Below are 22596 nucleotides of genomic sequence, written 5' to 3'. Positions count from 1 at the left end.
AAAAAGGATTAAAGGGAGGGGTTCTCTAGTTCTCTTATTTTCTTATTCCTTATTCCTTATTTCTTATTCCTTATTCCTTATTCCTTATTCCTTGTTCTTTGTTCCCTCGTTTTAATATTTCTCTTTATCGTGTCCATTATTATTCATGAAATAATCACCAGCTAAGCGTTATCATCAATTTACTTTATTTCGTAGCAGAATTAGGGTAGGCTACAGCCCATTCCATTCCAATTTCATTCCGCTACTGATACTTTATTTTTTTAATTTGCTGCTAACAGCGACTATATAGCTGACTTTCGACGGATGATTTAATTTAATGTAGCCAAGATTAAGATCACTCCCAGCAAAAAACTGCAAAAACCTTCCCCAACTCACACCTATCCTCTCCAATTTTATACAAATAAGTTTCATTTAAAATGAGTTATGATCCCCGTTAAACGCTTACATTTCATCACTTCACCTTAATTTTACAAGAACACTCTAAATCAAAGTGCGTTCGCCTTGACTCTCCTAAACCGCCTTATATATAATTACTACATCTATCAAGGGAGGCTCGGTAATGACTAAGCAAAATGAAATCATCGTTGTTCTTGATTTTGGAGGACAATACAACCAACTAATTGCACGCCGTATTCGTGATTTAGGCGTATATAGCGAGCTATTGCCTTATAACACGCCGGTTGAACGGATTCGCGAACTACAACCGAAAGGTATCGTATTCTCGGGTGGACCCGCAAGCGTTTATGAAGAAAATTCACCGCTTGTAGATCCGGCTATATACGATTTGAACATTCCAATTTTCGGTATTTGCTACGGTATGCAGCTCATGTCGTTTCAACTGAAAGGTAAAGTTGAGCGCGCTGGTAAACGTGAATACGGTAAAGCGGAAGTAGAATTTGTAGACGATAATCATATATCGTTTGGTCTCGACAAGGTTCAAACCGTATGGATGAGTCATGGTGACCACGTAGTTGAACTGCCTGAGGGTTTCCAAGTTACAGCTAGCACGGAGCATGCTCCAGTAGCAGCAATGAGTGATATGGAGCGTAAGTTCTACGCCGTACAATTCCACCCGGAAGTGCGTCACTCTGAATTCGGTAACGAAATGATTCGGAACTTCCTTTACAACATTTGTGATTGCGACGGCAATTGGACGATGGAGTCGTTCATCGAAGATGCGATCCGTGATATTCGTAATGAAGTTGGCGACAAAAAAGTACTATGCGCGCTTTCTGGGGGCGTAGATTCTTCAGTTGTAGCGATCCTTCTACACAAAGCGATTGGCGATCAGCTTACTTGTATGTTCATCGACCATAATCTTCTTCGCAAAGGCGAAGCGGACAGCGTAATGGATACATTCGTTGGCAAATTCGATATGAAGGTTGTCAAAATCGATGCGCGCGAACGCTTCATGAGCAAGCTTAAGGGTGTAGATGATCCCGAGCAAAAACGTAAAATTATCGGCAACGAGTTCATTTACGTGTTCCAAGAAGAATCCGATAAATTCGAAAACTTTGAATTTTTGGCACAAGGTACGCTGTATACAGATATCGTTGAGAGCGGCACTGCTACAGCACAAACCATTAAATCGCATCATAATGTCGGCGGCTTGCCTGAAGACATTAAGTTCAAGCTCGTTGAGCCACTTAAAGCATTATTCAAAGACGAGGTTCGTAAAGTCGGCGAAGAGTGCGGCTTGCCTGCAGCGATAGTATGGCGTCAGCCTTTCCCAGGCCCGGGTCTTGCTATCCGTGTTCTTGGCGAAGTAACAGAGGACAAGCTTCACATCGTGCGCGAGTCCGATGCTATCCTTCATGAAGAAATTGCTAAAGCCGGTCTTGACCGTGAAATTTGGCAGTACTTTACAGCGCTTCCGAACATGAAGAGCGTAGGAGTAATGGGCGATGCTCGTACTTACTCATACACTGTCGGCATCCGTGCCGTAACTTCAATCGACGGTATGACAGCTGACTGGGCACGTATCCCGTGGGATGTGCTTGAGAAAATTTCGGTTCGTATCGTAAACGAAGTAGACAACGTTAACCGTATCGTCTACGATGTTACGTCCAAGCCGCCAGCTACCATCGAGTGGGAATAACCGCATAAAACTCGTACTGCATCCTTACCACGCATGACTTGCCAAGCTTGTACTACATGCGTACCATGCATAATGTACTTCAAACTCAAAAACGCCTTTCCACCGGCTTAACAGCCGAATCGGGAAGGCGTTTTATTTGTATTTTCTTACATATGTATTTTGGATTATAAAGTATGATTGAGATACATTCAAAAAGTTGTTTTTACTCGATTCGGAAGCTAACTATTCCAGCCCTTTACTGTAAAACAGTAAAGGGCTGTTCATCGATTTTGGGACCCTTAGCGCCTCTGATTACTATACTATATTCAGCATAGGGACAAGGCTCAAGGTGATCAATTACATGAGCAGATGTTTTGTTAGTGAGACGGCATATTACTCTAGTTCCAAAATAATGATTGTCACATTTTGTAACTCTATGTATAATTCTGGTTGGGCATAGACGGAAAGAACTATGTAAGTCATTAAAATAGTAGATTTGAACTAACCAAGCATTAATAAAAGGCAAACCCGTACGAAAGTCGGGGACGCAAAGCCACGGGTCTTACGTCATGTATGTTCATGATCTGACAGCCGGGTTGCTTAAAGGGCTTGGTCTATTTATTTTTCAGGGGAGGAAAATTAGGATGAGCAGAAAGTGGAAAGCGTTTAAATGTCTCATTATGTTGGGATTGTTGGGGGGATTGCTGCTGCCATCAGGGCAAGAAGCTTATGCGGAGACCGTGTACACGTATAAGGATGAGACATCTTCCTTCGACATAACCGGCGGTTCCGTACGTCTAAAGGGGGAGCATGTCGTATGGCGTGATCGTAATCGGGTTTATTATGGCAATACGAAAACCGGGCAAACGACGGCCATCACTAATCATGGGAAACCGACTGATTCACCTGCTATTGGTATCAACAGGCAGGGGGAGGTCGTTCTCGTATGGGCAGATAAGAGGGATCAAAACGAAGGTGTCGGGAACTTGAACTGGGATATTTACAGCTATAATTTGAGCACGAAAACAGAGACGAAGCTGAATAATACGATCGGCCAGCACCGAATTCCTTCCATCGACGGGAACAATATTGTCTGGCAGACCAATCCAAAATATGAGATGCATCAATACGACATGGAGACCGGCGTGTTGACAGACTTGGGAGGCGGAAGGGATCCGGTCGTCGGAAACGGACGCATCATCTATAAAGGGTATTCGGATGGAGGCTTGTATGAATATACGATTTCGTCTCAAACGCATAAGAAAATTCTAGACTTGCCGTATTCCCAGTACGTGGAGCGATTTGTCTTCAATGGTGAAGAGATTTTGTGGAAGCAGAAAGATTTAGATAACCTCGGAAAATACACGTTCATTGATCTAGGTGATAACGATCCGCGGCCTGTCGATCTGACCTTACCGGCCAAGCCGAGCGTCGAATATAGCGAAATGAGTATCTCGAACGGGACGGCCATCTGGTTGGAAGCATCCGGGAGCTCGGCAGTCATGAAGGGTGCAGACTTGACTAGTGGTTCTATTTACTCCTTAGGCGTGACCAAGCCTTCGCAATTCATCGGATTTAATGGGCAAGAACTTGCCCTTGTCAACAATGGGAAACTGGCGGAACGTACCATCATCCAAACGGAAGCCAATCCATCGAACCCAGACGTCATTCCGAATCAGGAAGGGACTGTCATCGGTTCAGACGGCGGTATCGTGTCGTCCAATCAAGAGGCATCGTTGAAGTTTGAACAAGGAACCTTCGAAGCGGATACCCGGATCGTATTGGAGGAAAGCATGGAAACGGCCCTGTTCAATGGTAAACCGGCCCAGGGCATGACTTGGGCGGGTATCGGCTGGAAGTGGACGACTGAATCGGAGCTAAAGAAGCCAGCCACGTTGACCTTCGAATTGGAACACGCCTTCGAGACAGTTGATTCAGCCAATCGGACAGGTATTTACCGTTATGTGGAATCCGATCGTAAATGGGTTTATGCAGGGGGAACGGTCGATTCGGCATGGCGCACTGTCCGCGCTAGTGTAATGACTCCGGGCTTATACGCTCTCTTTACCTATTCCCCTTCTTTTAAAGATATGAACGGCCACTGGGCGCAATCGGAAGTGGAAGTACTGGCTTCCAGATGGATCGTGGATGGGATGCAGACGGGGAACTTTGAACCCAAGCAATCTGTAACACGCGCCGAGTTCGCCAAGATGCTGGTCGAGGCGGCAGGGTTGAAGTCCGGACAAGCAGATGCCGGATCGTTCCGTGACGTGCCGGATACACATTGGGCCTCTCCGTGGATTGAGCAGGCAGCCGCCGCGGGATGGGTTAAAGGCTTTGAAGGCAGTCTATTCAAGCCGAGTGCCGTCATTACCCGCGAACAAATGATGGTCATGCTGGTTAATGCTGCTCGTTTGCAGAAGGAAGAAGCAACAGATGAGCTCTCGGGTTACACCGATTCTAGCCGCGTGAGTTCATGGGCTAAGCCGTCTGTTGAAGCTGCGATCAAGAGCGGTATCGTACAGGGGAATGGGAGCCGGTTGAATCCCGGCGGAACGAGCACGCGTGCTGAAGCTGCGGTGGTCATCTACAGGTGGCTGGCGATGAAAGGAGAGATCGTGAATGAGTAAGGAGATCAAGAGTAAACGTATGAAACGGAGATGGGGTCAAATCGGGAAGTCTATGCTTGCGTCTATCGTGCTATTGACGGGGCTTCCAATGCTGCCGAATGCGAATTTGCCGCGTGCACATGCGGATACATTGCTGCAGATCAATCCTAAATCGCTCAGCTCGGTATATAAAGGACAGACACAGGTGAATTTCAGATTCGATGATCCGGATCAGAATAGTGAAACGCAGGATGAACATGATACAGAGATCCGACTGGAGCGCAGCGGCTCCGTCATAGCCACGTTAGACACGGGTAAGTATCCAACCGAAACGAACAATATTTATACCTGGGATGGGCAAGTGAACGGTGAGCCGGTCGAAGAAGGCAGCTATGATATTCGGGTCACGCCGACAAAGTTTCCCAATTACGGCAATTCGGGCGAAGTGCAAATCATAAATCCGGTGCCTCCGCAGCCCAAGGGGCTGGAGATCGTGCCCATTAAGGGAAGCGAAGAGTATACGATTAGAGGAATTGCGGAGATCGGTACCACGGTTGAACTCAAAATGAATCGAATCCGAAGAGTGGGCAACGATACAACCGTCGATGACGGAGTCATTGAATCACTTGTAAAGGGAATTAAAGTTAATCCAAGAGAATCGAAATGGGCACTGGCCATACCGGTTAATGCATCCTACTTCAAGGATTTCCCTTTCCCCGAACGGACAGATAACCAGCCAGAGGACTATGTTGGTGAATGGGAAGTCAAGGTAAAGCTCCCCGCGTATGAAATCGCTGAAATTCAAGCCATCGCAACGAGAAGTTTCGACGGGAAGCAATCGGTCAAATCGGAAGCGCTGAAGGTGCTGAGGTATAAGGCTCCAGCATGGAATATTAACTGGGCGGTTGTGGCCAGCTATTATTACAATGTGATTGAGAAAGAAGCTATCGTTGAGAAAATCGGCCAAATAGCCAGCTTCAACGGATTTCCTGTAGAGGATTGCAACGATCAAGTTTGCTATGGCAAGATCGATGAAGGTGTTAACCTGCTGATCATGAACCCGCGGCAAGCCGGTGAGATTGGCAGGGAAGACGACGATCGAATTCATGATGAATTTAAAAATCGCAATGGATATCCGATTCCAAAAGCGTTCGACCCTATCAACCTGGCAACAGGGGACTTCGTGTTCAGCCATTCGAATCTGAGCGTTCAGGCAGTCTTGCCGCTTGACCTTACGCTGACGTATCATAGCAGAGACAGCTATGACGGTGACTTTGGCGTAGGTTGGCATCATTCTTATGAGGGAAGATTGGAGTTCCGGGAGAACGGTATCATCTATGCGGTATCGCCGGAGGGTGCAAGCCATCTTTTTGAGTCAGTAGGAAATGGGCAGTACGCAGGGCAAAACGGCATATACGATACACTTGTAAAAAATCAGGATGGTACTTACATCCAGCAAACACCGCAGAGATGGTCCTACACCTATCGTAAAGACGGACTGTTGTACCGGATTGAAGATCCAAACGGTAATAGGATTCAGCTTACTTATTTGGGAAGCCTGCTTACTGATGTAGAGACGAATGGCGCAAAGCTGACGTTCACTTATGGCAACGGAGGGAAAGTCTCACGGGTGACCGATCATTCCGGACGCTATGCGGCCTATGAATATGATGCCGTTAATCATGATTTAACGGCGATGATTCTCCCGGATGGGGCAAAGATTGCATATGAATATGATGATGAGCACCACATAACCGGAATACAAAATCCGAATGAAACGGTCGCGCTCATTAATGAATACGATGAGCAGGACAGAGTCGTGCGCCAGCGGGATTTCGCGGGCATCTGGGGTAGCATCGAATATGACCCCGAACAGATGCAGACCGTGACGACGGATGCGCTTGGGCGGCAGACCGTCTATCATTATGACGAGCGTTACCGTAAAACGGCAATGACCTATGCGGATGGGACAACCGAGCGTTTCATGTACGACAAGCACGATAACCTGATTGTAATGACAGACCGGAGCGGCAAGGTCTGGGATTACATGTACGATCATTCAGGAAATCTGATTCGTGCCAAGGACCCGGAAGGCTACCAGACGGAAATCCGTTACAACGCCTTTAATCTGCCGGAAGAGATCGTCGATCCACTCGGACATAAGGCGTCGCTTGGTTATGACGGTAACGGCAACCTAATCGAGATTACTGACGCGCTAGGCGGTGTTTCCCGTATAGCGGTGGACGGACGAGGTATCCCTTTATCCGTTACGAACGCGAACGGCGAAACCACGAGTATCCAGAATGATGAGTACGGCTTTGCTCGCTTTATCACGGACCCGCTTGGCAATCGTCAAGAGATGATCCGCGATCCGCTTCACCGCGTCACTGGCTTGTTGGATGCGTTGGGACAGCGTTCGCAAATGGAATACGACCCGCGGGATAGGATCACCGCACAGATCGATGCACTTGGAAACACTGAACGGTTTGAATATGACAAGGATAGCAACCTGACCGGCTACACTGATGCGGCGGGATCACGCTCTGTCTACACCTATGACAGCTTCGCAAGAGTGATAGCAGTGACTGATGCTTTGGCTAATGTAACGCGATACGAGTATGATGCCGTAGGCAACCAGACGAAAGTAATCAGTCCGAACGGAGCCGAAACGGTCTACAGCTATAACGAGACCAATCGTCTTGAGTCGATCACCGAACCGGAGGGAAGTGTGAGCCTCTACGAGTATGACAATAACGGTAATGTGACACGATTCGTCGACCCGAACGGCGGTGAAACTAGAATCGAATACGATGGACGTAATCTTCCGCTGAAGGTGACTGATGCAGAAGGCGGCATATCGCTGATGAGCTATGATGCAGCCGGCCGATTGACACAGGAAACTGATCCGTTGGGCCACGCTGTCGGATACAATTACGACGCATTGGGGAGATTGCTTGAGCAGACAGATGCACTAGGGCAGAAGACGGCCTATACGTATGACAGCGCCAATCGCCTGATCCGGACCGTGAACCCAAGCGGCGCGATGTGGCAGCTCGATTACGACCCTCGCGGCATGCTTGTGAAGATAACAGATCCGCTCGGACAAGTATCCGAGATGACCCGGGATGAGCTTGGCCGGGTAACCGGCTCCATCGACGAAGCAGGGAAAACGACGACTTATCGCTATGATGCGCTCGGACGGGTGACCTCTTTGATCAATCCGCTTGGTCATTTAACAGAGATGGCCTACGACTCCCGAGGTTCATTAACGGTCCTGAAGGACGCTAAGGATCAGAAAACGGAATATGGCTACGATCCTCTCGGACAGCTTAATAGAGTGACCAATGCGCTGGGAGCTACGACGTTATACGGTTATGACGCCATGGGTAATATCGCGTCGAAGACGGATGCCCTCGGGCGCATGACGAACTATGAATATAACCTGAACAGCCAACTGATCCGGGAGATCGGTCCAGAGCAGCGCATGACAGAGCTGATGTACGATAGCCTTGGGAATATGTCGGGCATGAAGCTGCCAGATGGTGAAACAACCCAATATAACCATGACCTGTTGAGCCGCCTAACGGGCGTTCTCTATCCGGACGGTAAGCAAGTCGGCTACGAATACGACGCAGCCGGCCGCAGGACGCTAATGACCGATGAGCTGGGCACGACATCGTATACTTACGATGAGTTGAACCGTTTGACAGCAGTGACCGATCCGTATCAACAGACGGTTCAATACGGATGGACGCCTACCGGGCAGCGGAGCAAAGTCATATATCCAGACGCCACTACTGTCAGCTATCAATATGATTTGCTAGACCGAATGACGGCTGTCACGGATGCGGAGGGCAGAGTCACAAGCTACGCTTACGATGCACGGGGCATGCTCATCTCCAAGGGGCTGCCAACCATGGGGCAAAGCAACTACCGCTATGACGATGCAGGACAATTGCTTGAGCTGAGCCATCGGAATCAATTTGGTAAAGTGATGGAGCAATTAACGTACGCCTATGACCCTGTAGGCAATCGGATTCAGAGTGGGCGTCTCTCGGACGGCAATGATGAGGATGATGCAGGCGAGAACGACAGTCAGGAACGTGTAATAACGGACTATGCGTATGATGCGTTGAATCAACTAGTAGGCGTCCAGACGCAGAACGGCTTGGCAGCGGACCTATCGGTATCCACTAACTACCATTATGACGCGGTAGGGAATCGACTTGCTAAAACAAGCGTATGGGGGGATGTGACCGATACCGAGTCCTATACGTACGATACAGCGGATCGTCTCTTGCAATGGACGAATGGCAGTGAGATGAAAGACTACACTTATGACCCTAGGGGTAATCTGCTGCAGGTTATGCAGAAGAATCTACAACTTCCGGAACTGGACACGATGATGTCAGTAACGTCATCTGTGTATGATCCGGCAGAACCGGTCAATGGCAATGAGTCTGGTGATCCAAACTTGGCAGATGACTCATACATCGACTCTTTGACTGCTTTGAGTGAACCGCAATGGTCCGAATCAGAAGTAGTTGAGCGCTATGTATGGAACGGAGCAAGCCGACTAATTGAACAAATCAACAGCCAAGGCGACATGACGCGATATGCGTATGACGGTGACGGCAATCGGATGAAAATGACGATTGATTATGCCCATGGCCCTAACGGTAATGGTAACGGCAATGGTAATGGTAATGGTAATGGTAATGGTAATGGTAACGGCAACGGTAATGGTAATGGTAATGGTAATGGTAATGGTAATGGTAACGGTAACGGTAATGGTAATGGTAATGGTAATGGTAATGGTAATGGTGGCAATGGCAACGGAAACGGAAACGGAAACGGAAACGGAAATGGCAATGGCAATGGCAATGGCAATGGCAATGGCAATGGTAACGGAAATGGCAATGGTAACGGAAATGGCAATGGATCGGCTAATTGCCATGTAGTGCCGCCCGGGTTTGTTCCGCCGGGGTTAGCCAAGAAGTGCGGTCAGACCGATGAAGAGTATCCGGATATGCATCCGGGCGGTCCACGTGATGGTTGGGAGAAACAGCAAAAGAAAAAGCATTGGGAACTCTACTACACCAATGACGTCAGTTTAGCGCTGCCTGAACCGCTGCAAGTAACGGAGGCAGACAGCACGAAGTGGAAACAATCGCATGTGTATGGTGCAGGTGGCGAACGTCTGAGCATGACCTATCTGCCAGCGTATGATGCAAACAACGGTTGGGAGAAAACCCCAGGTGAGGGCGGTGCGGAACCGGGTACACAGCCTAAGACGCTCTGGTATCTGCAGGATGCCCTTGGCAGTACAATCGGACTTGCGGAAAAAGACGGACGTGTGTCTGCACGCTACCACTATGACGAATTTGGTGTTATGTTGGACAGTAAGAAGTCCGACTTGAACTGGCCGGGTCCAGACAGCTTATTTGGGTACACGGGTCTGGGTTATGATTATAGCAGTGGACTCACGTATGCAAGGGCACGTTACTACCAGCCGGAGTTGGGGCGGTTTATAAGTGAGGATACGTATAAAGGGGAACTGACGAATCCTCTCAGTCAGAATCTTTATACGTATGTGCATAATAATCCATTGATCCATACAGATCCCTCTGGTCACATGGCACATAAACTGCTAAATATGTTTCTATCGGATTTTATCGGTGGAAAAGAAGATGGAACGCAATACACTAATGCGGAACTTTCAATTGCAGTAATAGAAGCTAATGGTGATGATTCTATTTACACAGCATTTCATGAGATCGCTCAGATTCAAGCGGCTAAGCAAATTGCAGCCGCCACAGGAATGAATACGCAATTAGAATATCATATAGAGGAAGAAGTTAAATGGTTACCGAATAAGCATTACTGGGCGGATATTGTATCGGGTAGTCTGCTTTGGGAAGTGAAGCCCAAGAAATGGAGCAAGGGGCTTGGGGATAGTAGTGATGGAAAATACGAGAATGCAGAGAAACAATTACGGAAATATCAGTCTGTAAGGAGTGATCTCAAGAGGGGACATCAGATAAATGATATTGATAATATTGACGTTCATGGAAGTTTGAAAATGAAAGTGGAGTCAGTTGATAAAGGGAAAATTGTTTATTCATTCCACTATTATAAAGATGATAAAAGGATTAATGTAACTACGGCAGGTGCAAAGGCTTATATAGAGAAGGCGTATTTTGGAGATAATGGTATCAAGCGGATAAAGATTCCCGGCCGACGTATTAGGTAAGAGAGTTTACAAATAGGAAGGTGATAGTTTTGTGAAAAAAGTATTGATAATAGTCGCAATGTCAATTTTATTTGGACAAACGGGTAATGATTCAGATAAAAAATTTATAAAAAAGGCCGTTGAAATTATCGATATACTTGTGGATGCTATTGGACATGCTGATAGGTTTACAAAAGAGGAAACGATCAAATTAAACAAATTTTCCGATTTAGAGCTAACCGGAGAACCATCGAAGATACAGAAAAGTATTCTTGATGTGTATGTAAAGTACTTATTAAATGTTCGTCCTGAGAAAATAGAGAAAATTGACGATGAGCCACTGATTAAAGAATACCTCCGAAAATTGGAGGAAATGAGAGGGGAACTTAACTCTTTATCATAAAAAATATATTTGTGCAATTCTTGCCACATGCGAGTTTATACTCCATGTGGTTTCTTTTTGTCTTTTTTACTCCCACCCAGTGCTGAATGAAGCGGGCGGCTAAGCCCAATCGAACAGCCCTGTATGAAACTTTCTGTAAAAGGGCTGTACGCACATTTTACTTGAGATGTTTTTGGCAACGTTTATTTCAAGTGTTTTATCTGTAATTATATATTCAAAATTGTATTACTCTATTATGTTCGGTTTAGGCTTTTCACTTTTGTTAGGAATAGGCGTAATATTATGCGTCATTTCGAAAATAGTGTTAAATACAATGAAAATTACGAGAAAACCTGTTCTTATCATCGTTCATATTATTGTCAGTATCTCCTATATGATTATTTTGGGAGGTATTATGACGAAATCAATTATTATTGGATTGTTTATTGCTGTTAGAGTTTATATTTCCTAATTAATTGTAGATCGATTAATAAAGAATTGGAAATGATGTTGAATGAAAATATAAACCAGCGGGCTCTTCTATGCCTAAGCAAGATATTACCAGCCGGAGTTAGGACGGTTTATAAGTGAGGATACGTATAAAGGGGACACATGGAATCCGCAAAGTCAGAATACTTTTGCGTATGTGCATAATAATCCATTAAAATATATTGATCCTAGCGGTAATATAATTGTAGAGGTAACTTCAAGAACATACTTACCTTATAAAGAGATAAAGTCGCCAGTGCCTACTGAAAATATGTTTGGCAATACTACTTACTATCTTGGAGACAATCGTGTAATGACCGACTATAGTTCAAAAGCATTCCGTACCTCTCAGGAGTTTACGATAGACACAGAAAAAGGAACTGTAACAGTTGTGAATCAAATGGGCACCACCCATAAGGTTATACGTGATAACAAGACGGGTGAAGTTGAAAAAACTAAAGAAAAAACGCAGGTAATTAATTCGAAAACAATGGCAATGGAAAATGTTAAAGTGGATGCTAACGGTATTATTACGTTTAAAGCAACTATAAGTGCTTCAAACCCATTGGCCAAAATGTTTGGATTTAAGGTCGGACCGGACATAAACTATGAATATTATTTTAGTGTGAATCCCGAGGGTAAAGTGAATTTAAAAGGAACTAGAGATTTATTCCCTGCGTATGAGATATTTGTTAAAGTTGGAGAGGGGAAAGCTGAACTATATGATGACTCTAATCCATATGTACTAGGATCAAACCCGAATGATTTATTTGGTTTAACAAGAGAAAGCTTAATAATTACTGAATTCTGATGGAGGTGGAGGATATTAAGAAGGGGCTACTTTTTGTTTCAATTCTGATGATCGTCTTATTTCTAGTTTTTACAATTGTTAAATTAACTAAACCTAATCATGTATATTTTATTCCAAATGATTTTGAAGGTGAAGTTGAGATTAGATATAACCAACCTAACGGGGTGGAAATAAATTCGATTAATAGGAGAGTTTTATTTTATATACCTGTGAGCGGAGTATTATCTGTCTCAAACACAGAGCCTGAATATGGTTGGAGAGATGTTAATTATTATTATGTAAATAAACAGAATAAAATAATAAAAGAATTGTTCGTTAATCAAGAAATATTTGATGTTAGGCAGGAAAAAAGTGGAGGGAGCACACGTAAATTATTTACTGTAAATAATTCAGGTAGGTGAGTAAGGTGATGGTGGAAACTTTTATTTGATAATTAGAATTATTAATTATCTGTTGACTGTTGAGAGCGATAAGATAAATGATTAAAGCATTGACTTATTTGTAGGATGATAGGTCGGAATTTATTGAGGAGGAAGGTATGGGATATCAAACGTCCGAAACTGTCAGCATTTATCCAATCCACATTGGTAGCAGGTTATCATCAAATTGCTCAAGTAATTGCTGCTAAAGAGATATTTGCAAGAAAAGCATAATAATTTCGACAATAAGGATGAAATAAAAACAATCTATGATTACTGGACTTTAATTGGTAAACCTAAAGTTAAATAGGGGAGTGGTTTAGTGATAATTCAAAAATTAGAAAGTTATATCTATGAAGGTAATATTGAAGATGCTATCAAGATAGTTAAATTTATTGGTGAAACTAAAGATGAGGCATATTTGATTGTATTAATAAAGTACTTAAAAAATACAGAAGACAAATTATTAAGAAATGAAATTGCTATTGCTCTTTCTGATATTGGTAATAATGAAGCAGTTGATCCTTTGATTGAAATTTTAATAAATTCTAAAACTAAAGGAAGTAGGGGGACATTGTTATATGCATTAGAAAATCTTGATTATATTGCTCATATAGGGACTATAACAAGTTTTATTGATGACACTAGTATCGAAGTTAGTATGCAATCTTTTTTATTGTTTGAACTTGTTGCAGATAAACTTTCATACGATGAAAAAGAGGAATGTAGAAACATAATTGAATCGAAATTGAAGAATACTGAAAATGAACTTCTTGAAGAAGCACTAGAATTGTTAAAATAAGACTTATTTTTCTAGCCACATGTGAGTATATACTCTATGTGGTTTCTTTTTGTCTTTTTAGCAATAGCCCCACCCAGTGCCGAATGAATCGAGTGGCTAAGCTCAAAAGAACTTTTCATTTAGTTTGTACTTACAAAAAAAATAATTTTATAGCCTAAATAACGCAATAACGTTGCGATTAACAGGTAGATTATGGTCAGATACCACCATGATTGACCTGTTTTTTGTTATCTTCGTTTTCTTGCGTTATTTTCTATCTCAACTACCAAAAAGTTATTTCGCAACTAATTGGAAGGATAGCCCGACTATTATATTGTCAGGACTTAACTGAACATTTCACAAAGGGAAGGCAATGTGTTAAAGGTTAGCCACAGATTCCCTCGTCTCTATAATACAAGCGGCAAATCCGTCAAAAGTTGTAACGGTAATGGCAATGGCAACGGCAACGGAATCAGTAACAGTAACGGAAATTGGAACGGCAATGGTTCATCCAATTGCCATGTAGTGCCGCCTGGGTTTGTTCCGCTGGGGTTAGCCAAGAAGTGCGGTCAGACCGATGAAGAGTATCCGGATATGCATCCGGGCGGTCAACGTGATGGTAGGGAGAAACAGCAAAAGAAAAAGCATTGGGAACTCTACTACACCAATGACGTCAGTTTAGCGCTGCCTGAACCACTGCGAGTAACGGAGGCAGACAGCACGAAGTGGAAACAATCGCATGTGTACGGTGCAGGTGGCGAACGTCTGAGCATGACCTATCTGCCAGCTTATGATGCGAACAACGGTTGGGAACAAACCCCAGGCGAAGGCGGTGCGGAACCGGGTTTACAGCCTAAGACGCTCTGTTATTTGCTGGATGCCCTTGGCAGTACAATCGGACTTGCGGAGAAAGACGGACGTGTGTCTGCACGCTACCACTATGACGAATTTGGTGTTATGTTGGATAGTAAAAAGTCCGACTTGAACTGGCCGGGTCCAGACAGCTTATTTGGGTACACTGGTCTGAGTTATGATTATAGCAGTGGACTCTCCAGCGTATGAGGGATATATAAGTATAAATGGAGGAGCGTTTAACAACCTATATAAATTTAATCCAATTACAAAAAGCAAAGATGGAGTAGTTACCTCAGGAGATTTTAATGGTTTGTTTGGTGAATATACTCGTGGAATCTATTCAACAGGGGGCTGTCCCGAAGCAGAGTAATCTGCTAGGGGCAGCCTTCTTCGTTGAGAGTATGAGAAATGATAGACTCTGGTTTATATATTATGCGTTGTGGTAATCATTCTATCATTTTTGTATACTATATATGAACCAGGAGTTGTCAGGAATATAAAAGAGATTTTAAATCATGCTTTAAGGAGCAGGTAAGATGGCTAAACCGGACCGAAATACATTTCAGAATCGATTGAATGAGCTGCTGAGTTCCATACGTCGGAACATTGTGAGCGGAACTTACAAGCCCGGCGATTTTCTGCCAGCGGAGACGGCTTTGGCGGACCAATTCCAACTCAGTAAAAATTCCGTACGCATTATATTGGAGAAGCTGAGAGAGGAAGGGCTCATCATCAAGCTTCCTAGAGTTGGCACCCAGGTAGCTGCGAGGCCTCAGCAGAAGGTAGTTCGCTTCGGCGTTTACCCTTCGCTGTATGAGGAAGCGAATATAGGCGAGCTAATTGAAAGGTTCGAGAAGGCTCACCCTTCCATCAGGATAGAGCAGTTAAAGCTGCCATACTTTCAGGCAGAAAGCACGAAACAGCTGCTGCAGTCAGGCATTGTGGACGTGATTACATTGAATCACACGGATTATTTACATTTTCAAGAGTTTAAGAATCTGCATGTGCTCGAACACTTTACTCCTCAGCAAGAGGTGTATCCTTTCCTGAATGCCTTATTCGCAACCGATGAGGGAACAGTAGCCGTGAGGCCGTTTATCTTTTCTCCAGTAGTGCTTTGTTACAATAAAGAACATTTCCAGCAGCGTCGGCTGTTCGAGCCGGACAGCAGCTGGGATTGGCAGGATCTGCGCGAAGCACTGGGCAAAGTCGCTGCCCCCAACCGCTTCGGCTTGTACTTTCACATATCCTCCTATACGCGTTGGCCGATCTTCTTCTTGCAGAATCAAGCGAAGTTCCAGAGAGACGAAGAGGGGCTTCTGTCACTCACCGACCCGGATGCGCTTAGTTTATTGCGCTTCCTTCGTGAGCTGATTCATGAAGAGGGGATGTTCCCGCTCGTGATGTCGTTCGGGGAGCATGATGCGGAGAAACTGTTCAAGCAGCAAAAGGTCTCGGTTATTCTCACAACCTATTATCGTTTGAATCAATTAAGGGATGCAGAGTTTCCGTTCGATATTGCCCAGCTTCCCAAATCCCGCTCCCATGACACGCAGCTTCTGACCACTGGCATTGCGGTAGGAGCAATGTCCGCTCAAAAGGAGGAGGCCAAGTGTTTCGCGGAATTCCTGCTGTCCGAAGAAAGTCAGACCTTCATCCGACGTCATTCGTTCAGTCTGCCATCGAATAAATGGGTGACGGAGACGACTCAGCCTGAACTACCGAACAAGCCTGCACGACTCGAGCTCCATAGGGAGCTTATTCCCCACTATGCGACTCATGATCGTCTGCAGCTGTCTTTTGATGAGATACAGATACTGGGCGGTTGCTTGGGACAGTACTTTTCCGAATTGGTCGATGAAGAGGGATTAATTCGTTTATTCAATAAACAGTTGAAGTTGTAAAAGGAGCTTATTTGATGCAGAAGTAAGCAAAAAAAGGCCTGGGCGAAGGTGTATTCCTTCACTCAGGCTTTTTTTTTATTTTTTTTGGAACTACAAAAAACCAATTGACCTTAAAAAAATGCATATGCTATTATGAATACAAAGTTACATATACTACATATGAACCACGATGAAATCGTTTTCAGTCAAGACGGACACTAGGGAGGATGATTATAAGGACGTGGTTGCAGTAGATCCCGGATTCGTTCCCGTAATTTGAGGAAGGACGTATAAAAAACCGTCTCGTTCTGTAAGCGTCACCATTCAGTGTTAGATCTTTATATAAGGAGCTGAGAAAATGTTATCCAAACAGGTCGTAAAAAAGTCGCGTAAACTGATGACCAAAATGTTGGTCGCTATTTTAGGAATATCATTATTCGTTCCCATCTTGCCCCAAACAACGGTCGAGGCGGCACCAACTCCCGTAGTTCCGTTGCTATTCTCTTCGCCAGAAGATATTGGTCCAATGGTCACCTCACCTAAAGCGTCAGATGCTGTTTTTGGAGTAGAGGATGGCAAGCAGGTTATGTACACAACCGTAACAGGTGATCCGGGACTATTTAGCGTAGTGGATATGGAAAATTACAGCTTGATCCGCACTGTTCCGTTACCTGAAGGGGGCAGTTCAAACAGTCATGTGATCGATTCTAAAGGGCAAGTATATATGGGTTCAAAAAATGGACTATACCGCTACTCCCCTGTCACTAAACAAGCAGAGAGACTAGCAGGCATAGCAGGTGCAAGCGAATTATACGGACTCTCAGTTGATGAACATGACAATATTTACGGAGGTACATTTCCGACAGCCAGTATTTTCAAATATGACACTACCGCAAACAAGCTCACCGTATTTGGCCGGATTTCAGAGGGCAAGGATTATATAAGAGCGGTAGCTTACTATGATGGGTATCTGTATGCAGGTACTGGAGCCGTCGGTGAATTGTATAAAGTCAACCCGAACGACGGCAGTAAAGTACTCATTCCTTTTCCAAACGTTCCGCAGTATACAGAAGAAAAAGTTATGCAACTTTATTCCATTAGTATCGTGCGAAATTATATGTTTATTCTATTGAGTTCACAGAGATTGCTCATTTATGATTTGGATGCTCAAGCTTGGCTGCCCGAGTGGTCATCGGTGGAAGATCTCGATAGATATTACCGAGGGATGCACGTCTCGCCAGAGCTGGATGGAAAAGTGTATTTAGGCATGGAAGGGAAAATTCAGACATTCGATCTGGAAACGCGAGAAATTACACCGACTAATCTTGAATTCTCTACGTACCTTCGCCAACCGGGATGGGTTGAGATGAATGATCCTGAACTTCCCGGTAAATCACTTGCTACGGTCTTAACTAATGGCGGGATTTCGGTACTGAACTTTACGACCAATACTGTAAAAACTTTTGAACCCGTTGTACCTGGAACACCCGTATCTATACAATCCTTGGAGTTAGGTCCTGAAGGTTTGTTATACAGTTCTGGTTATCTGGGTGCTTATGGAGCGCGCTATAACATCGAGACTGGTACCAAAGAGTTGTTCAGTATGGGGCAAGCTGAGGGAATGGCTCCATATGGTAACAAAATGATGTTTGGAGTATACCCGGCTAGTTTTATACATGAGCTAGATACAACTCTTCCACTAGAACTGAATATTAATCCGAAGATCATTCATCATATTGAGGATCAACAAGATCGTCCATTCGTGATGGTAACGGGTGATGATTTGTTATTCAATGGAACCATCCCGAAACTGGGTGAACTAGGTGGTGCTCTTACGATCTACGACGGTTCGACCTGGGAAACTCATCGAAATGTCGTACAGAACCAGAGTATCATGGGGCTTGCGTACAGAAAGGGTGCGGTCAAAGGCGAGGGTTTATTGTATGGATCTACCACGGTATGGGGTGGCTTAGGAATAGAACCAAGCGCGCCAGAAGCAAAAATGTTTGTTTGGGATGTTAAAACGAAGAAAGTAATAAAAGAGTTTACTCCACCTATTCAGCAGGCAGGTGGGGTAAAGCCAAAGGCAATAGGCGGATTGTCGTTCGGTCCGGATGGATTATTATGGGGGGCTGCCTATGGTACCCTGTTCGCAATGAATCCAGATACTTATGAAATTGTTAAACAGAAAGAGATTATTTCGACCAATTGGGTATTCGGTCACTATTGGGTTCCGGTGAAACTGCGTTGGGACAAAGATGGCTTCTTGTACACGACTCTAGGCAGTACCGTAACGGTTGTGGATCCCAAAACAATGGCGCATGTAACCATTCCTGGAACCAAGACCAACCTTATGGTCGTAGGAAAAGATGGCAACATTTACTACAACGAAGCAGCCATATTGAAGAAAATTACTGTAACTCCAGGTAATCCACCAACTTACGTCGATGTGGAGGTTCCTGTAGTGAATGGCAACTTCGAGGAAGTAAATCAAGATGGTACAATTCCAGGTTGGGAACGGCTTGCATCTCATACGAGTGCTGCAAATTATGAAGTAACGAACGAGAAATCGAACGAAGGTACCCGCAGCTTGAAGATCACGGATACTTCGATTGAAGCAGAAACGGGTGTTATCTCTATTCCGTTTCCAGTCACCCCGGGTTTGGAGTATAAAGGGAAAGCTGATATTTACCTGAACAGCGGACGAACCATTTTTGCGATGAGATATTACGATTCGGAAGGGAAGGAAATCAAATTAACGCCGGCACCAGCGAACTACTTCACGTCCCCGAGCGGGCAGTGGGCCCAAGCAGAATTCAGTTCGATAGCGCCAGAAGGCGCGGTGACAGGCAAATTGGTCTTATTCTGCTCACTAGCTTGGATTGGCACCTCCTACTTTGATAATGTCCAAGTATATAAGAAGATGATAACGGATGCTCCGCCAGCAGGTCCTGTAACACAGGAACTTGATGTAGTGAATGCCGGCTTTGAGCAGCCGCTGAATGCGAACGGTACGATCGCGGGCTGGTCGATCCGCAAGCCAGAGACTCACGTTGGCAAGCAAGCCGCTATTGAAGTTTCATCGGATCAGGCGAAGAGCGGGAGCAAGAGCCTGCGGCTGTTTGATAATGAGACTGCTCTGGAGGTAGCGGTAGATTCTGGGTTAGTTCCTGTGATTGGAGGAAGAACATATACTTCATCCATGGATGTATTCCGTACCAGCAATCCACCAGGCCGCTCTTCCAATCGTCCCATTATGCAAGTTCGTTACCATGACGCAACGGGTAAAGAGATGGCAGTCGTTCCAGGTATTACGATGAGCAAGGAAGTAACGACAACGATTAATCAATGGGGTAATATGTCTCTTACGACTCCAGCACCGGCTGGAGCCAAATTCATTCGATTGATTATGGTTGGAGCAACAGCTTTTGTTGCATCCGCCTATGTGGACAATGCATCTGTAGCTACCGTAGTTGCCCCAGAGGAACGCACTGAGCTAACGTTGCGAAGAGAACCTGTTACTAATATAACCGAGGGAACGGATATTACTTTCAATGTGACTGCAACGAACGGTTCGACGATTGTGGTTAAAGAGGGAGACCTCATAGTGGCCCAAGCGAGCGGTGCGGGTGAGGATACACCAGTAACCGTGACGATTCCAGGTCCTGCAGCAGGTGCGCATAATTATAATGTTTATGCACATGTGATCGGTCTCGGTAAAAGCAAAGCTATTGAATTACCTCTTGTAACCGTGCAGGCAGATCAAACCGCTCCAACCATTACGATTGACGGGGTGGCTGAGGGTAAAGATTATACAGACACTGTTACGCCGACCGTAGCTGTATCGGATCAAGGCAGCGGTGTGAAACAGTTGACTGTATTGCTGGATGGAGAGCCGTGGGTGGAAGGTGCTGCCGTAACCGCAGCCGGTGCTCACACACTATCTGTAACGGCCGTGGACAAAGCCGGTAACACTGCTACAAGAGAGATCCATTTTAGCCTATATACGAGCACGATTCTTACAGTCGACAACGCGGTGGGGGGATATAGTGACGCTACGCAGCTTAATGCCAAGTTAATGGATCGAAGCGGTGCCCCTATAGTCGACGCAACAATCACGTTCCAAGTGAACGAAGAGGTTGTGGCTACGGCGCAAACAGATGCGCAAGGGCAGGCAACTGCAATGTACACTGTGGCAATCGGTACAACTAATACAACCAACGGGCATAACGTCATCAACGCTGTGCATATGCAGAATGAAAGCAAGTTCCTGCGTAGTGCAAGTAACACAGCACAATTGACGGTGAGTAAGGAGAACGCAATCATAGCCTATACGGGTGACCGTCAGGCAGTCGAGACGGGTACTCTGCTTCTCGCCGCACAAGTACAGCAAGAACAGGACGGAAGTCTTGGCAAGCTAGATGGATTGCCGATCAGGTTCATTGTTCGGTCCATTAGGATGGATGGTTCAATAGTGCCTGTAGTTGTACCAGGTTTACAGGAAATATATAGAACCGACAGTCAAGGGAATGTATCCGTCAATGTGTCGTTGCCTGCAGGGTTGTACGAAGTTCGTACGGAGCTTGTGGAGAATGGGTACTATATGAACGCGTCTGCGGTTACCGACGTGGCAGTAAATAATAAGACTGACATAGAAGTGAAGATTAATGGCTTTATCCATTTGCCGGCTGACAATATGTTCGGGCGCATCGGGAACAAATTGCATTTCGATGTTAAGCTGAGTCCGGAGAAGAAAGATAGATGGAGAATGCACGTTGAGCCGAAGGGTTTTGATGTGGATGTAACAGCTGTGGATTGGGTAATTGTCTCTGAAGGTAGCGCGTATCTGCAAGGCACGAAGAGAGTAGATGGTGAGGATTATACCGTGCGGTTGATCATATCGGAGGGTGGAAAAGGACAAAAAGAAGCCGTATCCATCCAGGTTTGGAACGGAAATGAACCTACAGGTGACCCTCTGATTAATCTAACAGCGGAGCTATCCGGAGAGATCAAAATCGGAAAGTAATATTCCGAGGTGGTAGCTTCCTAATAACCCATAAGAACAGAGCGGGATGCTTGTACAATATCAAGCATCCCGCTCTGTTTGTGTCTCGCAGCAGCTACTCAATCAGCTTAGAATCTTGAATGCGATCAGAAGCGGAGCTAGCCAGGTTCGCAAGATCCTGTTTGAATCCTTGCTTGATAGGGGGATATATGGATATACCATACAAAGGAGCTGAGAACACATGGCTGATTCAGGACTAAGTGATAAAGTAAAAGGCAATGTTTCTAAAGCTAAGGGTGAAGCGCAGGAGAAGATCGGTGAGTTGAAAGATAAGCTCGACTAGTCTTCGGCCTTCAATCAGTAAGAGGACGTTCAGCGCTCCCGCTCTTCGGGAGTTAAGAACGCCCTTTTTCTTATGATCATGTTGAAGCCTCACAGGGTCTTAATTTCACTCAAAAGAGAAATAATAGAATAGTTAAATTTGAAGTTACTACTTAGGTCTAGTATATTGTTCTCTCTGGAATCTGTAGTGTGATTTTCTACCTTCCACAAACGATATATCCGTGTTCTTTGCTGCTTCACTCCTGCTTTTTATGGAAGCTTGAATTTTAGGGGTACCTCGCGGACAATTAAGCCATTTTACTATTGTTTATTTGGGCCATTTCATTACTCAGGCACTAATTAGCCCATTGATTGGGAGCATCTAGCAGACGATATGAGTAAAGAAAAAAAATATAGTGCTATACAATCAACTAACGGGATTATTTTATTCAATGAAAAAGAGCTAGGAAAGGAGTTAACAGAAGAGGAAGCTTTGATCCTTCACGTAACTCGATACGATTTGGTTGGTGTTAATAAAATAAAAAGTTCTTTTTGAATTTTAACCATAAGGGATTGGCGGATTTGAAAATTTATATAACAATAGAACAACAAAAGGACACTTTCCTATGAAACTAATTAAAAAAATTTTACTTGAGATGTTTATGGCAACGTTTATTTCAAGTGTTTTATCTGCAATTATGTATTCAAAATTGTATTACTTTATTATGTTCG

At 44.7% G+C, this 22596-nt stretch carries 11 protein-coding genes, 1 pseudogene and 1 riboswitch; all 12 genes and pseudogenes read left to right on the top strand.

Features of this window, described 5'->3' with window-relative positions:
* Nucleotides 1-559: 559 nt before the first annotated feature.
* The 12 genes and pseudogenes from guaA (at nucleotide 560) to AC1DWN_RS00185 (ending at nucleotide 22420) form a co-directional block, all read left to right on the top strand.
* Nucleotides 560-2098, top strand: a complete 1539-nt coding sequence (guaA, locus tag AC1DWN_RS00240) for a glutamine-hydrolyzing GMP synthase (protein WP_477556936.1) — start codon at nucleotides 560-562, stop codon at nucleotides 2096-2098.
* Nucleotides 2099-2588: 490 nt separating this feature from the next.
* Nucleotides 2589-2681: riboswitch (cyclic di-GMP riboswitch) on the top strand.
* 40 nt (nucleotides 2682-2721) lie between these two features.
* A complete protein-coding gene (locus tag AC1DWN_RS00235; RefSeq protein WP_477556935.1) occupies nucleotides 2722-4707 on the top strand; it encodes an S-layer homology domain-containing protein in 1986 nt (661 codons plus the stop codon).
* Nucleotides 4700-10939, top strand: coding sequence for an RHS repeat-associated core domain-containing protein (locus tag AC1DWN_RS00230; protein WP_477556934.1), 6240 nt, complete (start codon nucleotides 4700-4702; stop codon nucleotides 10937-10939). Before AC1DWN_RS00235 ends, AC1DWN_RS00230 begins: the two co-directional genes overlap by 8 nt.
* A 31-nt stretch (nucleotides 10940-10970) precedes the next feature.
* The gene (locus AC1DWN_RS00225; protein ID WP_477556933.1) at nucleotides 10971-11321 is read left to right on the top strand and encodes a hypothetical protein; all 351 of its coding nucleotides are present in this window, start codon (nucleotides 10971-10973) and stop codon (nucleotides 11319-11321) included.
* Nucleotides 11322-11862: 541 nt separating this feature from the next.
* Nucleotides 11863-11973, top strand: a pseudogene (locus AC1DWN_RS00220) (RHS repeat-associated core domain-containing protein); the annotation flags it as partial.
* Nucleotides 11947-12600, top strand: coding sequence for a DUF3238 domain-containing protein (locus AC1DWN_RS00215; RefSeq protein ID WP_477556932.1), 654 nt, complete (start codon nucleotides 11947-11949; stop codon nucleotides 12598-12600). The pseudogene AC1DWN_RS00220 and the gene AC1DWN_RS00215, both read left to right, overlap by 27 nt.
* 5 nt (nucleotides 12601-12605) lie before the next feature.
* Nucleotides 12606-13001 (top strand): DUF6843 domain-containing protein, encoded by a 396-nt coding sequence (locus AC1DWN_RS00210; protein ID WP_477556931.1) that lies wholly within the window; start codon nucleotides 12606-12608, stop codon nucleotides 12999-13001.
* A 340-nt stretch (nucleotides 13002-13341) separates the two neighbouring features.
* On the top strand, nucleotides 13342-13821 hold the full coding sequence (locus AC1DWN_RS00205) for a HEAT repeat domain-containing protein (protein ID WP_477556930.1): 480 nt from the start codon (nucleotides 13342-13344) through the stop codon (nucleotides 13819-13821).
* A 354-nt stretch (nucleotides 13822-14175) separates the two neighbouring features.
* The gene (locus AC1DWN_RS00200) at nucleotides 14176-14862 is read left to right on the top strand and encodes a hypothetical protein (RefSeq protein ID WP_477556929.1); all 687 of its coding nucleotides are present in this window, start codon (nucleotides 14176-14178) and stop codon (nucleotides 14860-14862) included.
* A gap of 329 nt (nucleotides 14863-15191) precedes the next feature.
* Nucleotides 15192-16559 (top strand): extracellular solute-binding protein, encoded by a 1368-nt coding sequence (locus AC1DWN_RS00195; RefSeq protein ID WP_477556928.1) that lies wholly within the window; start codon nucleotides 15192-15194, stop codon nucleotides 16557-16559.
* Nucleotides 16560-16896: 337 nt separating this feature from the next.
* Nucleotides 16897-21564, top strand: coding sequence for an OmpL47-type beta-barrel domain-containing protein (locus tag AC1DWN_RS00190; RefSeq protein ID WP_477556927.1), 4668 nt, complete (start codon nucleotides 16897-16899; stop codon nucleotides 21562-21564).
* A gap of 694 nt (nucleotides 21565-22258) precedes the next feature.
* Nucleotides 22259-22420: a hypothetical protein gene (locus tag AC1DWN_RS00185; RefSeq protein WP_477556926.1), complete on the top strand. Its 162-nt coding sequence runs from the start codon at nucleotides 22259-22261 to the stop codon at nucleotides 22418-22420.
* Nucleotides 22421-22596: the final 176 nt, after the last annotated feature.

It is taken from the genome of Paenibacillus sp. P4_A7, from assembly GCF_056402455.1.
The sequence above is the reverse complement of the archived record's forward strand: the minus strand, read 5'-3'. Positions and strand labels throughout refer to the sequence as shown.